12 protein-coding genes are annotated in these 16,815 nt (G+C 43.2%); 6 read left to right on the top strand and 6 right to left on the bottom strand.

Annotation, left to right across the window (positions count from 1 at the left end; translation table 11 throughout):
* Window positions 1-268: 268 nt before the first annotated feature.
* On the top strand, window positions 269-1,510 hold the full coding sequence (locus SSV_RS02615; protein ID WP_072073568.1) for an MFS transporter: 1,242 nt from the start codon (window positions 269-271) through the stop codon (window positions 1,508-1,510).
* A gap of 126 nt (window positions 1,511-1,636) precedes the next feature.
* Here the strand turns inward: SSV_RS02615 and SSV_RS02610 are convergent, their stop codons facing one another.
* The 5 genes from SSV_RS02610 to SSV_RS02590 all read right to left on the bottom strand — a co-directional run bounded on the left by SSV_RS02610 (window position 1,637) and on the right by SSV_RS02590 (window position 10,290).
* On the bottom strand, window positions 1,637-5,959 hold the full coding sequence (locus SSV_RS02610) for a glycoside hydrolase family 70 protein (RefSeq protein ID WP_072073567.1): 4,323 nt from the start codon (window positions 5,957-5,959) through the stop codon (window positions 1,637-1,639).
* Between the two features lie 69 nt (window positions 5,960-6,028).
* A complete protein-coding gene (locus tag SSV_RS02605) occupies window positions 6,029-6,910 on the bottom strand; it encodes a helix-turn-helix domain-containing protein (protein ID WP_072073566.1) in 882 nt (293 codons plus the stop codon).
* 456 nt (window positions 6,911-7,366) lie between these two features.
* Window positions 7,367-8,746, bottom strand: coding sequence for an ABC transporter permease (locus SSV_RS02600; protein WP_072073565.1), 1,380 nt, complete (start codon window positions 8,744-8,746; stop codon window positions 7,367-7,369).
* Between the two features lie 76 nt (window positions 8,747-8,822).
* Complete coding sequence (htpX, locus tag SSV_RS02595) at window positions 8,823-9,719, bottom strand: zinc metalloprotease HtpX (protein ID WP_072073564.1); 897 nt, start codon at window positions 9,717-9,719, stop codon at window positions 8,823-8,825.
* A gap of 1 nt (window position 9,720) precedes the next feature.
* Window positions 9,721-10,290: a LemA family protein gene (locus SSV_RS02590; protein ID WP_072073563.1), complete on the bottom strand. Its 570-nt coding sequence runs from the start codon at window positions 10,288-10,290 to the stop codon at window positions 9,721-9,723.
* 153 nt (window positions 10,291-10,443) lie between these two features.
* Here SSV_RS02590 and SSV_RS02585 point away from each other — a divergent pair, with 153 nt between their 5' ends.
* The 5 genes from SSV_RS02585 (at window position 10,444) to rsmG (ending at window position 16,314) form a co-directional block, all read left to right on the top strand.
* A complete protein-coding gene (locus SSV_RS02585) occupies window positions 10,444-11,061 on the top strand; it encodes a TetR/AcrR family transcriptional regulator (protein WP_072073562.1) in 618 nt (205 codons plus the stop codon).
* A 62-nt stretch (window positions 11,062-11,123) separates the two neighbouring features.
* Window positions 11,124-12,407, top strand: a complete 1,284-nt coding sequence (locus tag SSV_RS02580; protein WP_072073561.1) for an MFS transporter — start codon at window positions 11,124-11,126, stop codon at window positions 12,405-12,407.
* Window positions 12,382-14,718 (top strand): ABC transporter permease, encoded by a 2,337-nt coding sequence (locus SSV_RS02575; RefSeq protein ID WP_072073560.1) that lies wholly within the window; start codon window positions 12,382-12,384, stop codon window positions 14,716-14,718. Before SSV_RS02580 ends, SSV_RS02575 begins: the two co-directional genes overlap by 26 nt.
* A 57-nt stretch (window positions 14,719-14,775) precedes the next feature.
* Window positions 14,776-15,519, top strand: a complete 744-nt coding sequence (locus SSV_RS02570; protein WP_072073559.1) for an ABC transporter ATP-binding protein — start codon at window positions 14,776-14,778, stop codon at window positions 15,517-15,519.
* An 81-nt stretch (window positions 15,520-15,600) separates the two neighbouring features.
* A complete protein-coding gene (gene rsmG, locus SSV_RS02565; RefSeq protein ID WP_072073558.1) occupies window positions 15,601-16,314 on the top strand; it encodes a 16S rRNA (guanine(527)-N(7))-methyltransferase RsmG in 714 nt (237 codons plus the stop codon).
* A 31-nt stretch (window positions 16,315-16,345) separates the two neighbouring features.
* Here the strand turns inward: rsmG and SSV_RS02560 are convergent, their stop codons facing one another.
* Window positions 16,346-16,807, bottom strand: a complete 462-nt coding sequence (locus tag SSV_RS02560; protein WP_072073557.1) for a putative immunity protein — start codon at window positions 16,805-16,807, stop codon at window positions 16,346-16,348.
* Window positions 16,808-16,815: the final 8 nt, after the last annotated feature.

Raw genomic sequence — 16,815 nt, 5'->3', positions numbered from 1 at the left:
ATTTTAACAATTGCACTCAAAAATCGTTGAATATATGCAATATTTCCTTCAGATTAGATTTTCTATTTTATACTAAAAGCAGAAAGAGCTATTGCAAGTCACTTTCAGAATTTTACCACTTACTTATGAGACCTGACCAGTTGCAGAAAAGCTCTTGTTTTTAGCTTTAAACGGTCTATAATGGTCATCAGAAAGAGAAAAAAAGCTAGATTACAGATGTGCCCAATCAGCGTTTATACAATCTTGCAGTTTAGAAAAGGAGCCTACAATGAAATTATTCTTTAAAAATGGGGTCTATGCCTCACTCAGCCTCTCCCGGATCTTCAACACCTTGGGAGCTTCTATTTTCAATATTGTTTTTGTGGTATTTGCGTCCAGCATGCCCAATCCCAAGTTTGCTATTGCTGTGGCTAATTTTATCGTTCTGGTTCCGACATTCTTTACTATCTTTGCTGGTATCAAAGCCGACAAGACCGTCCATAAGGCTCGCTGGTTGATTTATTTCGGCTATCTTCAAGCCCTGCTCTTTGTCCTTGTTGCCTTCATGACTCGCTCCAGCTCTTATCTAGACTTTTCAGCCGTCTGCTTGATGAATATTCTTTCAGATATCATCAGCGATTACCGCAGTGGCCTACAAATGCCGATTTTAAAAAAGAATGTTCCAGAGAAAGACCTTATGGAAGCCTTCTCTTTTACCCAACTTATCAGCTTTCTTTGTAGCCTGGCCGGACAAGCTTTGGGAGTTTGGCTCCTAACCGTCAGCCAGCAAGACTTTTTCTTAGTTGCTTTGGTTAACGCCTTGACCTTTCTCCTATCCTCCACCATCCTCTACCTAGTCCGCCACAGATTGACCCATGACCCTGTGGCAATTTCTGAGAGAAAAGCTCCTCTGAAAGAAGAGTTGAAGAAAATGTACACATCGTCCAAGCTCATCTTTGAGCAGGAAGGTTCTAACAATTTTCTCAAACTGCTGGCTCAAATCCTGATTGTCAACGCTATGGCAGGTTCTCTTATAGCTCTTTATAATCTCTACTTGCTGGACAACCCCATCTTCCAGCTATCCTTTAGCCAGTCTCTTTTGGTTCTTCAGACCACTCTTGTCCTAGCCATGATCGCAGCCAGTCTGACTCCCAACGATTACTTTAGCCGTCTCTCTCTAAATCAACTAACCCTCTGGGCTGCTCTTACAATGATTCTGCTTGCTGTCAGCAATTTCTTACACCTGCCTGTTTTCGTCGGCATTGCTTTTGGATTTTTACTAGCTTATATCTCCGGTAAGATCAATCCCAAAATCAACACCCTCTTACTGAGCAAATTGCCTTCTGATGTTCTCGCTCAGACTTCCAGCTTTCTGAGTCTGCTCTTTTCTTTCTCTGTCCCCTTTGGTACTATGGTCTTCAGCAGCCTGGCCATCTGGAATATGAACGCTAGCTGGCTCATCTTCAGCATTATCGGTGTAATTGCTCTGCTCCTATCTATTGAAAAAAAGAAAGGTGTTAAAGAAAGATGATAGATTCAATCTTGTTTCTATATTTGTCCTCCTAAAAGACAGCAAAAACGATAACTTTCAAATAAGAAGTTATCGTTTTTGTCTATTAGAAAGCTAAAGATTAAGTTTCAGCTATTTCTATTGCTATTAGTTCCAGCCGAAGCGTCTGCCTCTACCATTGCGGTCAAAGTACATCCAACTTCCATCTTCCAGCTGAATCCATTTATTGCGTGCCATTTCGCCTGAATTGGCATCAAAGTAACGGTTAGCACCATTGACATAGACAATCTTACCTTTGACTTGTTTGCCATTTTGGTCGAAGTAAAGGGTTTGTTGGCCAATCTGCTGCAAACCTGTCACTGCTTTACCAGACTGATCGAAGTAGTACCATTCGTTCTTGGTACCTTCAACAAACTTGTTGGCTGCCATTTCTCCTGAGTTGGCATCGAAGTAACGGATACTCTTGTCTGCAAGTGTCACGATTTTACCCTTGACTTGCTTGCCATCTTGGTCGAAGTAAAGTGTTTGCTGGCCAAGTTTTTGAAGACCTGTTACTGCAACACCATCTGCTCCGAAATAGTACCAGTCACTTGGATTATCACCTTGGGCAAAGCGGTTAGCAGCAGCATTACCTGAATCCTTATCAAAGTAACGAAGTTTACCATCTTTGGCACGCGCAATCTTGCCCTTGACTTGGTAGCCATTTTGGTCAAAGAATTGCTGATTGCCGCCCATGGTTACCAGGCCTCTAGCCATGACACCCTTGGCATCAAAGTAACGCCAGTTTTGGCCGTCAGTAGTATAGTAACGGTTGAGAACTTGGGCACCAGTCTTATCGTAGTAGTACTGATTGCCGTTTTCATCTTCACGGAGAGAGTCACGCAGCTGAATACCATTCTTGAGGAAATAAACTTGCTTGCCATCAATTTCATGAGCACCTGTTGCTAAATAACCTCGTTTATCGAAGTAATACCAATTTCCATTTTCATCTTGGATAAAGGAATTTCTAGCTTGATAGCCACTAGTTGAATAGTACTTGAATCCAGTAGTATCTTTGACAAATCCTGTGTAAGCATTCTTATTAACTAATTGCTTAGGCAGTACCATCTCACCATTCTTGTTGTTGAGATATTCGTTGCTAGCCCAGTCTTTAAGAACATAGTAAGCTCCGCGTCCTAAGATATTGGTACCGTTGAAGTGTTTAGCTGACCACTTGGTAATCTTCTCATCAGTCGTCATCTTTTGACCGTTGGAAATCTGTACTCGTTCAAAGATTTCTGGATATTTAGCTTTGAGTTCATCCAAGAAGACTCCACCATACTTGCCTTGATAGTCTGTACCATTCGTTTTAGTATTGGCAACGTAAAGATTTTCCTTGATTTCTGCGCCTTCACGGTAGGTTCCGTAGTTGTTGACACGAGTTGCTGTTACCACTTCCTTGCCTGGCAGGTTGTAGATTTGGTCTGGCACCCAGTCCGCAATGGCTTGGATATTGACACTGTGGAGAGCACGAAGAGCATTGAGCAGGTCATCTAAAGAACCATATTTATTGTTTTTGCTCATAGCCATATCATAGCGGTCTTCAAATGCATAACCATTCTGGATGATAGAATCTAGGAAAGTACCGTCTTGGCTAGATACATACTGAGGTGGCAGTTCAAATGATGTTACTCCCCATTCCTTGAAGAGGTTGACATTTTTGGCAATGACTTTATTGGTATATTGGTCATCACGAGTTGCAAAGTCTTGGAAGTTAGAGAAGCCTTCGTAAATCAGCTGAGAATCAAGAGCAGGGCTAGATTCGTAAACCTGACCGCTGGCATTTTTCTTCTTGCTGGCTGTTACACGAGCATCCTGATCCGCTTTAGCACCAACTGGTACCCAAACAGCCAGATAACCAGAAACTTGGACATTGCTGTAGCCAGCGATATCGTTCATATCAAAGGTCAAAATACCATTGGCATCTGTCTTCTTCCAGAGGGATTGAGGCACTTCTTCGTCAGTTAAATAGCGGGAAATACCATCTTTAGTCGTCAGGAGCACAGGACGGTAGTATTGATTCTTATGGGCTGCTCCCATATTGACTTGCAGTTTATCCCACTCATTCAGCTTGAGATTCGGATTATTAGATGCAATAACTGCCATCCCTTGGGTGCGAGTTTCTGCTGTTCCTTCATCTGTTGCTTCGTTAGCACCAGTACCGTAACGAACAGAAGTCAAAATTCCATTGTAAGACCATTTATCAGCCTCACGAGGCACACCCATATAGGTGACTTTCATGTCCTGTCCGCCAGCTACATACTTAATCCGAGCACGCAACAGGGCATCAATAGCGTCGTGGTAAGGAGATTTTTTCTCCATGTATTGACCGTCATCTGTATAGAGATCACCATAGTAGACCCGAGTGATGGAGTCTTTGTTGGAGAGCATAAGAGCATGAGCAGTTGGAATATTGAACTGCGTATACTTCTTGTCCGCCTTACGCATATCTTCGTTGTAGATCTTGAAGGCTTGCTTGAGCTCATCCATGGTAAAGGTCAAACCATCCGTATTTGGATTGATATTTTCCCGGATAATATCGGCAATAACGGTCTGCACTTCACTATCATGAGCCCGAACAAAGATATAGTTGGCCATCCGTTCGCCATTTTTCTTTTCAGTAGAACGGTCATTCAGACTATTCGTAATCGTTGGCTCTACACCACTACGGATAGAAAGCTTACGCATGAACGAATAAAGCAAGGACAGGCGAAGCTTATTATCAATTGGTAATTGTGCACCCTTGGTGTCTTTGTTGTAGTCAGGGTCGTTGTCAGACCAAGCTTCCAAGATAGACAAATGCTTGATGGCTTCTTCTTCACTTTCTCCAACCTTGTAGCGAGACTTGAAGTAGTCAGAGGCAATTTGGAGCAAGTCCGCATTGACATTATCCACCGCATCGACACGGACTCCGTCAAAGTTAGCAGTCGGATCATTGGCTACGATGCTTCCGAAGTTCATCATAAAGTGCAGCCAGTTGAGTTGCTCAGCCTGAACAGCTGGATTAGAGTTGTCAAAGTCGTTAGCTAGCAGGAACTCATAACCGCCAGTTGACTTGTCAATGAAGTACTTAGGTGTACCAGTTTGGTTGGTAGGTGTGCGGTTCAGGATGCGGTACTTAGAATTAGCATGAGAAGTCTTATCACTATTGGTATAAAGCAGAGCTCCGCCTTGCAAGTGGTCCTTATTCGTACCAGTTGTTTCAGACTCTGTCTTAATGTTCCAGTTTGGCTGAGTTTTGACAAATGCGCCCATCAGTGTTCTCAGCCATTTAGTATCGCCTTCTTTACCGATTCTTTCTTCGATTTTGCGCTGAACCTGCTGAGAAGCACCTGTCAGGATAGCTTGTTCCACTTTGTTTTCAAAAGCTCCTGCTCCCAGACCTTGCTGGTTCATATAGTTGAGATAGCTAACCTGCGTTTGCTTATCAGGCCACCAAGCCATCAAAAGCGGACGTAGGTCTGTTTCTGTCGATGCTGTCCATGTTTTTCCGTCTTTCAAGATGAACTTTGGACGATACCAGCTATCTGCTGTCAGGTAGCCGTCAACTGTTTCAATATCCTTTTCCGTAGTGCCATGGAAGGCATTCTTTTGAGTGAATTCATTATTGAGACTGCTAGTACCTTGCTGGAATTGATACTCAGCTGAATCAATCAATGCTCCAGTCTCTGCATCGAAATAAAGAACTTTTCCATTGAGCTCAACAGCGAAATTCTTTTTAACTGTACCGTCGTCCTGAACATAGTATTTCTTGCCATCAATCGTCTTGATGTGAGATAAGACATCATCATCATGCTCAGTATTAACAGGCGCCGCTTGGGCTTGAGCAGCCACCATTCTTTCAGCTATCGCTCCCTGTCTTTGAGCAGGTTCTGGCAAGCGATCTTTCTTTGCAACCTTTGGATTTGCAACAATCTTGTCTGTAACAGTCTTCTTTGCTTGTTTGTCAGCAGTTGCTGGACTTGCTTGTCTATCCTGATCAGCTGCTTCTGGTTTAGCAGTTTCTGATGTTGCATTAGCTGCTTTTGCTTCTTCAGCAACGGCTGCCTTTTCTGTAGTTGCTGCTTCTGCTACTGCCGGCTTAGCTGGCTCTTGAGCATCTGTTTGAGCCGCTGCTTCCGTATTGGATGCAGTTTCAACAGTTTTTTCACTGGCTACAGCAGCATCAGTCACCTTGTCTGCAGAAGTTGCTTTTTCTGCTTCCAGCGGAGAAGCTGAGTTGGCTTGTACTTGAACCGGCTGCCCAGAACTGCTATCCTGAGCTGAAGCTGGTTCTTGAACTGCCACCTGCTTAACATCATCAGCGTGGACAAGACCTGCTTCGAGACCAAGTACTTTTGGTGCTACGATAAGTGCTAAGGTAGTCACACCGATGGCTACCCAGTTCTTCTTAACTTTATGCATCTTATAATGAATTTTTTTCTCCATCATAAAACCTCCTTCTGAATTTGGTATAAAGTTATACTCTTATTCTAGTATATTTTTAGAAATGAGTCTATTTTATTTGCACATCTGCAACTGAGAACGGCAAATTCTTTCAAACTGAGCTTTGAGCTTCTGGGCAACACCGAAGGAATCTAAAAATTCCAAGAAAGATAAGCATTCCTCAATATCACTCAGAGCATAGCTATTCCCAACCTTGTAGGAATAAAGAGCCCTATGATACTTAATCAGCATCCGATCATAAAGATCTGTCTCAGGGATTTTAGAATGGTCAAGATAATTGAGGAATCTCATAGCAACTAGCAAATGATTACTCTCTATGCAGACGCTGATAACATTAAGCAGCATCTTGATAATACGCCGGCGATTCTCCGGTAGATTATTATAAAATTGGGTGCGATTAATCATCTCACTAGCAAAGGTTTCCAGTGTTTCCAAGGTCAATAGATCCACACTATTAGTGAAGAGCCAGAGCTCATAACGCCCCCACTCCTCAACGGAAAAGAGATAATCGGTCAGAAATTCTATATCTTTCTTGCTAATCTGAAAATCTGGACTGCAGGAAGACAATACTGCTCTAACAACAATTGTATTGAGCCTATAGTTCTTCTTCTCAGGGAATTTTTCAGCCAAAGCTTCTGAGCTAGCCAAAATACTTTGGAGCTTGACAACATTGTTTTCCTGATAAGCATCAGCTACTTTTTTCGAGAAGAGCGCATCATCTGCCTCAATGTAGTTATGGTAAACATACTGGAACTCGTCTAGAGAAACAGCCATATTCTTCAAGCAGCAATAGAAAGAATCAAGCGTGATACCGCTGACTCCCCGCTCAAAACGGGACAATTGAGCCACTGAAATATCTCCGGCTGCCGCCTCTTTAAGAGACATGTTTTTTGATTCTCTAATGACTTTGAAAATTTTTCCAAATGTTTTCAACATACCGAACCCCCGGTTTCATATATGCAATAAAATTTTTTACTAAATTTAATATACTAGTAATATATTTCAAATATGTTACAAAAAAATTACTTTATATTTCCAAATAATACAAATAGATTAATTTGAAAGATAGGAATACTCAATATAGTGATTTTTTCTGAAAGTTATATGGTTTTCAAGAAAATATTGATTTTATAAGAATTTCAGAAGGGTTCAACCTGACAACTTGAAAACACTGGCTTTTTCAAAACTAGCCTCCTTACTTATACAAAAATAAACTTGGATGATCTAAGGTTTATAGATAACTGAAATAAAACTGTAACAAAATCTAAACGAATATTTTTTAGACATGAATGAAAGGAAGTAAAATGAATCCACCTAATGAACTAAAATAGATTTGACTAAAAAAAAGAGGGAATAGAATCATAAAATCCCCCTCTTCTATTCCTTTCCGTATCAATCAGGCCAATCAACCATGTGGTCATACCCTTCGTCTATGGAATAGCCTATACTACCACGATAAGAGTATTCTAGCAATGATACTGACCCTTCAGTCAAGTCTTGGTCACTGTCGTTCTTGTTTAACTGGACTAACTTTCCGTCCTTAATTTTAGCAAAAAATTGCTTTTTGCTAGTAACATTATCCTTGTCTGTCTCCTCTATCTCAAAGACATAGTTTCCTGTCTGAAAGAGGGAATAGTCCATATCATGCAAGAATTTTTCTCCTGAATCTGAAGCAAAGAGTCTTTGCTTCAGATTCAGCTCAATTCTAATACTGATCCAAACATCTTCTTTTTCTAGCAATTTCTCATCAGTAATATCAAAGAGAGAATTTAACTTGAAATCTTTTTCCTCAAAGCTCTTGGGTTTTGAGCGCTTAGGATTAGTTATGTACTCTACAGAAACCTCTGTATTCCCATAATGAGGAATGATATTAACACTCTCATCTATATTATCTAGACTTTTTTCTACATTTTCTTTCGTTTTGATTAGATTTTCTCGACTATTTTCCTTTTGGAGAATAACTCGCAGGATGGGAGAAGGTGTTGTTTTCGGATCAATAAACGCAGCTTCTTCAATGCCTCCTGCCTTATTGACTCGAACTTCTTCATAAAAAGAATGCTTGCCAATAGTTACTTTAAATTTCCCGATTGGGTATATATCATTAAAGTCTGGATTATTCGAATCTTCTTCCCCGTATCCACTTGGTACAGTCTCTACCTTAGCATCCATACCCCGCTTTTTGTACTCCTGCTCCAAGCTGCTGAGAACTCGGCTGGTTCGTGTTAGTTGGGGAATGATAGGCTGAAAAAAAGCTACAATCATGAGCAAAATTAGCATGCCATTAACCATATGCCCTGCCCAGAGCAGTGCCTTCTTTCTTTGTCCTTTGAGTCCATACCGAGCGTAAAGATAGCTGAGTAAAGACAAAATCGAGCATAGTGGCACAACCCCTATCAACCAGCGATAAGGTTCTATGGTTCGCGTATCTTTCAAAGCAGAGATGAATGGAAATAGCTGAAGCAACAGAGTCAGAATTAAACTGATTGGAGCCAGATGAAGCGAGTCCTTGCTTGTCTTTATACTCTGAATCAGCGAACGAAGGCTCAAAATCAGATAAATAAACAGATAGATTAGAACAACAAACTTAAAAATCATACTAAACATCATAAACTGCATTAATATGCTTGTCTTGCCTGAACTCAGAAATTCTATAGTAGATAGCATTAGAACTATAACTGCATAGCCACCCAAAGGGGCTATTATTATAGACAAAATCCAATTAACAATATAAAAAATTGCAAATAAATCTTTAGAGGCTTTTAGTTTTTTCATTATATTTCCTACTTACTATATTATTCGCCTATCATTATAGCACAAACAATAAAAAAACTGAGATTTCTCCCAGCTTTTACATATGCCTCAAGCGCTCCACCCGTTCTGAGATAGGAGGGTGCGTATAGAAGAGTTTCTTCAGTCCGCCTTCTTTCTTAGGGTCGCTGATATAGAGAGCTGCGCTGGCATCATCAACATGATGCTCCATAGGCTCGCTGCGATCCAGCTTAAGTAGGGCATTAATCATCCCTTGCGGATTGCGGGTCAGCTCTACACTGGAAGCATCAGCCAGAAACTCCCGCTGACGAGAAATGGCCAACTGCACTAAGGTAGCTGCCAAAGGTGCCAGAATGATGGCAATTAGCGATACGATAAGGAGAATAATTCCCAAACCACTATCGTTATCTCGATCATTACTACTGCGCCGTCCGCCACCAAACCACATCATACGACCAGCTAGGCTAGACAACATGGTAATAGCACTGGCCAAAGCCACAGCAATCGTTGAAATTCGAATATCATAATTGCGAATATGACTGACTTCATGGCCAATCACTCCCTCAATCTCCTCACGATTCATGATTTGCAAGATACCTGTCGTTGCTGCGACAGCCGCATTTTCAGGCTTAGAACCGGTCGCAAAAGCATTGGGAGAGGAATCCTCTACGATATAGACACGTGGCATAGGAATCTGAGCGACCATGGCCATATCCTGAACAATATGATAGAGCTCAGGTGCTTCCTGCTCAGAGACCTCACGAGCTCCGTTCATCGCCATGACAACCTCTGTAGACTGAAAAATCATCACTCCGGCATAAATCGCTCCAATAATCAAGGCTAGCAAGACACCACCAACAGCAGAGCGCAGCCAGAGATAGCCAATAGCTGCTCCAAGGAGAGCCAAGAGTCCGAAAAAAGCGATAAAGAGGAGCCAAGTCCTCCTTTTATTGCTGGCAATTTGATCAAATAGCATCTTAGTCACCTAGTCCAGTGCTGCCAAAGTCAACTTTTGGCACAGCCTTTTCTTCTTCTGGTGTCTTGAGGAAGTCCGCAGCTTTAAAGCCAAAGATTCCTGCAACAATATTGCTTGGGAAAGTTTCCAGCTTGACATTGTAGTTGCTAGTAACTGAATTATAAAGCTGACGAGAATAAGCAATTTTATTTTCAGTATTGGTCAGCTCTTCCTGCAACTTCAAGTAGTTGGTATTTGCTTTCAGATCTGGATAGCTTTCAGCTACTGCAAAGATTCCAGAAATCTGACGAGAAAGGGCGTCGCTGGCTTGCATGGCTTCGGCTGGTGAAGCAGCTGAAGCTACCTGGTTGCGCAGTTGGGTTACCTTTTCCAAGGTTGCCTGCTCGTACTTGCCATAGCCTTTGACCGTTTCCAAGAGGTTAGGAATCAGGTCATTACGGCGTTTGAGCTGCACATCGATCTGACTCCAAGCTTCCTGAGTTTGCATGCGGCTTTTAACCAAGGTATTGTACGCACCAACAACGAAGAATGCTAAAACCGCGACAATAATAAGAACAATAATAAAAGTCATGATATACTCCTCCAATTTTGATTAGACTTATTATATCAAAAAATAGTAGAAGTGTCTTTATTCTTGACATTGATTTAGAAAAGATGTACGATAAAGTAAAGAATAAACCGACTGTCAGTCGAATAAAGTTTTACTACCAAAAAGGATGCAAACATGGCCAATAAAAAAGACTTTATCTTAGATACTGCTCAGAAGCTTTTTATGGAGCAAGGCTTTGACCAGACCTCTATCTCCCAGATTTTAGAAGCGACTCAAATCGCCCGCGGTACTCTCTACTATTACTTTTCTTCTAAGGAAGAGATAATGGATGCCATCATTGAGCGAACCATTGAAAGAGCATTTACAGCTTCCCAAGCCTTTGCTGATAATCGTGGACTGACTATCATAGAGCGCTTGGTTGGCAGTATGGCTGCTCTGAATCTCAATCACCAAGAGGGAGAGGGAGTACTGCTGCATCTCAATCAGCCACAAAATGCGCTCCTGCACGAAAAGACCAATCAAATTCTTCTTGAACGAGCACCCCAGATTTTACTTCCCATCATCCAAGACGGTATCACTGCTGGAGATATGAGGACCGACTATCCCTACGAAAGCCTGGAAATGATTCTTACTTATTCGCTGCAAGCTTTTGGCAGCAGTTTTCAGGCTCTACCTCCAGAAAAACAGCAGCAAAAACTTCAGGCTTTTCTCTATCTTTTAGAAACTCTTTTCCACAGCCGGCAAGGCTACTTCAATCCCTTTCTATCTTTGATTCAGACTCAAAGCAGCTAGACAGCTAAGCACTAGATTCACTATTTACAATTACTTGACATTGCAAACATAAGGAGGCAACTATGAAACAATCAGGTTTTAGACTCTTTTTATTGATTTGGATTGGAAGTCTCATCTCGGAAATCGGCTCTGGTATGACTTCTTTCGCTTTAGGAGTTTATATCTTCCAGCTGACCGGTTTGGTTTCTGTTTCTTCTTTTGTTACGCTTTGTGCATTTCTGCCTGGTCTTTTGGTTACTCCTCTGGCTGGAATTCTGGCAGATCGCTATGACCGAAGATCGCTGATGGCCCTGGGAGATGGCCTGTCAGGCTTAGGCGTTCTCTGGATTTACTTTAGTCTGAAGAATCCTGCTTTGATTTTTATCTGTATCGGAGCTGCCATTAGTTCGCTCTTTTCAGCCTTGGTCAATCCGGCCTTTCGAGCTACGATTTCCGACTTGCTGCCGGAGGATCAGTTATCAAAAGCAACTGGTTTGTCCCAGATTAATGGCATTGCTCGCTATCTGATTTCACCAGCCTTGGCTGGAATGATTTTGGCGAGTGGACATATCAGCACGATTCTGTTGCTGGATTTTTCAACCATTTTCGTGACAGTAGCCTGCACCTTGCTCGCTCGTAGGGCCATTCACACACAAGTTTATAGCAGTGATAGTCGTTTCTGGGCGGATTTCCTTAAAGGTTTTCAAATCGTCTATAGAAAAAAAGGAATCTGGATTTTAGTCCTAGCTGGAACAGGCTTTTCCTTCTTTTTGGGAACAGTCCAAATCCTGCTTTCTCCCTTGGTGCTAGCTTTCGCAGACGCCAAAACAGCCGGCTTGGTCATGACCATCTCCAGCAGCGGGATGCTGATAGGAGGCTTGGTTCTGGGGATATTTGCTATAAAAAAACACTTCCATCGTATGCTCTGGCTATCTCTATTTCTACTGGGACTCTTCATGGTTGGGCTGGGAATGAAAGAAAACTTCATCTGGATTTGCAGCTTTGGCTTCCTCCTCTTTGCTGCCCTGCCTTTCGCCAATACAGCCATTGACTATCTGGTCCGCATTAATATTAACAAAGCCGATCAAGGCAAGACTTGGGGGACCATTGGGATTATTTCTCAGCTGGGTTATGTTCTAGCTTATGCCGGCATGGGTTGGGTAGCGGACACTCTTTTCAAGCCATCACTGACTTACTTTGGCTGGCTGGCAAATTCTGTCGGAAAAATCATCGGTGTTGGAGGAGGCAGAGGCTATGGTTTGCTCTTTATCCTATCCGGTATCTCTATCAGCATCGGTGCTTATCTGCTCTCCCGAGCACGTTCAGTAAAGGAGCTGGAATATGTTTCAACGCTTGATAAAAAATGATTTAAAAGAAAACAAAGTCAGCATGCTAGTCATCGGGCTTTTCCTTCTTCTGACTCTGACCCTAAGCTTTGCAGCTACACGCCTGACCGTCAGTCTGACTAGCTCGATTGAGCGCTTTGTAGAAACAGCTAAAAGTCCTCACCTGCTACAGATGCACAGCGGAAGCGTTGACCAAGAACGCCTGCAAAACTTCGTCCAGCAGCATCCAGAAATTGCCTCTTGGCAGCTGACAGACTTTGTCAATGTGGAAGGATCAGCCATCCGCATCAATGAGAAAAACTCACTTCAGGACAGCTCCCAGGATAATGGCTTTTCCAGTCAGAACCAAAACTTTGACTTTCTGCTGGATCAGAATAACCAGCCTGCCCAGCCTCAGCCAGGGCAAGTTTATATCCCCCTTTATTATTACAATAGCGGAAAAATCAAAATCGGCGACCAAATAAGGGTCGGCAAGCTACGGCTAACTGTCCAGGGCTTTATCCGAGATGCCCAGATGAATGCTGGCCTAGTCTCCTCCAAGCGCTTCCTCATCTCACAGACTGATTTGCAAACTCTGAAAAAAGAAGCATTTACATCTAATGAGAACCTGATTGCCTTTCGAGTGCATAAGCTTAGTCAGATCTCAGCTATCGAGCAAGCCTATAAAAATGCAGAGCTTGAGTCCAATGGGCCGCCCATGATTACCTATCCGACGATCAAGATGATTAACGGCTTCAATGATGCTCTAGTCATCCTAGTCATGGGGCTGCTGATTGTGACCATCATTGGCATCACCTTTCTCTGCATGCGCTTTGCCCTCTTGACCAAGATTCAAGAAGACCTGCAGCAGATTGCCGTTATGAAGGTAATGGGGTTGCCCCAAAGCTTTATCAGCAGGGTCTACCTGACCAAGTATTATTTCTGTCTGGCTCTAGCAACCATCGTAGGCTGGGGACTGTCCTTTCTTCTGAGTAGTCCTTTTAAAAAGCAGATGTCACTGTCTATGGGGCAAAGTCCGACGCCATTCTATAGCTATCTTTTGGAAATGCTAGTGGCTCTGTTGCTCTGTCTCTTAGTCTTCTGGCTGACTGCCCGGCCTCTCAGCTCTTTTAAGAAACTGACTCCCGTCCAAGCTTTAAGATTAGCTTCTTCCAACAGTCTGACCGAGACTCGTTCTACTCCGAAAATGGGATTACCGCCTATCCCCTTCTTAGACAGACCCTATTTCGCTCTGAAAATAATTCTCAGTCATAAAAAACTCTATTTGACTATCTTGTTCATTGTCAGTCTGATTAGCCTGCTTATCCTGCTGCCAGCCAGTCTCTATAGCACTGTGATGGATAAGAATTTCATCCAGTATATGGGAACTGGTCAGGCAGATGTGTTGGTTGATATTTCTCAGACTGAAGAAATCGATACCAAGGCTGCCCAGCTTCTGAAAGAACTGCAGGCAGACAAGGATATCGCAGAAATCAATCAGTACCAGAGCCAGAATTTCTCCTATCAAGACCAGCAAGGTCAGACTCAGCAGTTGCGGGTAACTCTGGGAAAACATGCAGGATTTCCAGTCAAATACAGCCAAGGCCGCTATCCTAAAAACGAGCATGAAATTGCCCTCTCCAAGCTTAAGGCAGAAGAGCTCAAGCTAAAAGTAGGAGACAGCCTGACCTTGACGGTAGACGGTCAAGCCAGAAAACTAAAAGTGGTTGGTATCTACTCAGACCTGACCTACGGCGGCAAGACCGCCAAGGCTGTCTTTGTGACAAAGCAAGCGCAAACACTCAATAGTCTGACGACCATCCACCTTAAAGATGCTAGCAACAAAACTCAAAAAATCAACGAATGGAAAAAACGCTATTCCAATTATAAATTAACCGACGTAGAAGACTTTTTCCATCAGACTTTTGATGACACTCTAGCCATGCTCCGCCTGATTCAGACCAGCGTTTTCTGGACAGGGCTCGGCATTGTCTTCATCCTAATGACTCTCTTTGTCTATATGATTTTCACCAAGGACCAAGCTGACTTGGCACTTTATCGGATGCTGGGATTTGGCAGTGAACGACTCAGGAGCCACTACCTGCTCGCCGTCTGCTTCATCTTGATGCTGGCTCTGGCAATAGCCGATCTGCTGCTCCTTAGTCTGGGGCAAGAAGTCTGCAGTCTGCTGCTCAGCAGCTTCGGTATCAGCAAACTCCAGCTCATCATCAATAAGTCCCTTACTTTTCTATGGATACCGCTGGCTCTGCTTCTTAGCGGACTCGCAGCAGCACACATCAGTCTCCGAGCGCTGAACAATCTGGAAATTGGACGTTATCTCAAGGAACATTGACCTTAAGCAGATAGCTTTCGAGCACTTAGTATTTATTTTACATCCGAGGAGAAGCCTATGTTATTAGAAGCACACAACCTCAGCAAAAGCTATCAGGAAAATCAGGAGCCCATTCTTCGTGATTTGTCGCTGGAGATTGAAAGCGGCCAATTCATCGCCATCATGGGGCCGTCTGGCTGCGGGAAATCCACTCTTCTCAATCTTCTGTCTACCATTGACAGACCTGACCAAGGCCAGATTCTTTACCAGGGACAGGACCTGCTAGCTATGAAAGACAAGGACTTAGACCGCCTTCGCAGAGAGGCTTTCGGCTTTGTCTTCCAGCAGGCAACCTTCCTGAAAAATCTCAATATCCTAGACAATATCTGCCTACCGAGTATTATTGGTAAGAAAAGCAGCGAGCGAAAGGCAGCCTATGAGCGAGCCAAGGAGTTAATGGCTCTGACCGGCATTAAGGACATTGCTCACCGCTCTATCCATCAGGTATCGGGTGGCCAGCTCCAGCGAGCCGGCATCTGCCGAGCTCTCATGAACCAGCCTCGAATCATTTTTGCTGACGAGCCGACAGGAGCGCTCAACTCTCAGGCTGGCCGTCAAGCTATGGAGCTCATGCAGCACTTCCACCAGCAGGGCGCAAGCATTCTCCTAGTGACGCACGATGCCAGTGTGGCGACCTATGCCGACAAGGTGCTGCTTATTTTAGATGGCAAGATAAAAAAAGAAGTTCTCTTTGACCAAACCACTAATCAGGATGAGCGGCGCCAGCTGCTCTTGGCGGAGCTCAATCAGATTGGCATATAAGAAAAGAGGCCCTTTGGCAGAATGCCGAGGACTTCTTTTTGTGATATAATAGGATGAATACTGACAAACAAGGATGAAACTATGACACCGCAAGAATTTTACCAGCTCTTAGCCCAGCAGGGAATCGAGCTGACCGACCGCCAGAAAGACCAGTTTGAGCGTTATTTTGAACTTCTGGTCGAATGGAATGAAAAAATCAATCTGACAGCTATCACAGAGAAAAATGAAGTCTACCTCAAGCATTTCTATGATTCAATAGCGCCCGTTTTGCAAGGCCTGATTGATAATCAAGAGCTTAAACTGCTGGATATCGGAGCCGGGGCTGGCTTTCCCAGTCTCCCTATGAAAATCATCTGCCCCCAGCTGGATGTGACTATCATTGACTCGCTCAACAAACGCATCAACTTCCTCAAACTGCTGGCAGAGGAGCTGGAGTTGGACAAGGTTCACTTCTACCACGGTCGTGCAGAAGACTTTGCTCAGGACAAGGCCTTTCGGGCACAATTTGACCTAGTCACCGCCCGTGCAGTCGCTCGGATGCAGGTCCTATCTGAGCTGACCATTCCCTATCTAAAAGTGGGTGGCAAGCTCCTAGCGCTCAAGGCTTCTAATGCTCCAGAAGAACTGGAAGAAGCAAAAAATGCCCTCAATTTACTCTTTAGCAAGGTCCAAGACAATCTCAGCTATGCCCTACCAAACGGGGACCCCCGCTTTATCACAGTGGTGGAAAAGAAGAAAGAGACCCCCAATAAATACCCCCGCAAAGCCGGCATGCCAAATAAAAGGCCCTTATAAGAAAAGAATCAGGCAAGGATTGCCTGATTTTTTATGTCATCTTCAATAATTCAATTTGCTTCAGCCGTTCTTTTTTAACAGCTTCAAAATTACCTGGATACATCTTGTTTATCACGGTAATAGCAAAATCTGCTGCCCAAAGACCATGATATTTAACATGGGGACTAGCTACAAGCTGAGCCATAGTTCGGTAGAATCTCACTTTAACTACATCTTCTTCCTTTTTTGCTAAACGTGAAATCTCAAAGCTCAGATTTCTAGCGGCATGATAAGAAGTCTCCCCAGCTAACCAGTTATCCATAGCGATAAGAGCCTGTTTCATCTCTTTTGTAAATACAAAATTAGTTAGTTCCGAAAGATAAGCAGCATACACCTGGCAAAATCGCACTACTTCTTGATGTGTTTTTTCTTCATAAACTTTAATAAAGGCTTTCTTCAGGTCTGGCGCGTCCTCTATTTTGCCCAAAGGTCTTTGATAAGCGTAAATATCCATATTTTACT

The organism is Streptococcus sanguinis (genome assembly GCF_001078705.1).
GTDB classification, from domain to species: Bacteria; Bacillota; Bacilli; order Lactobacillales; family Streptococcaceae; genus Streptococcus; species Streptococcus sanguinis_D.
This window is presented reverse-complemented; position numbering and strand designations above follow the sequence as displayed.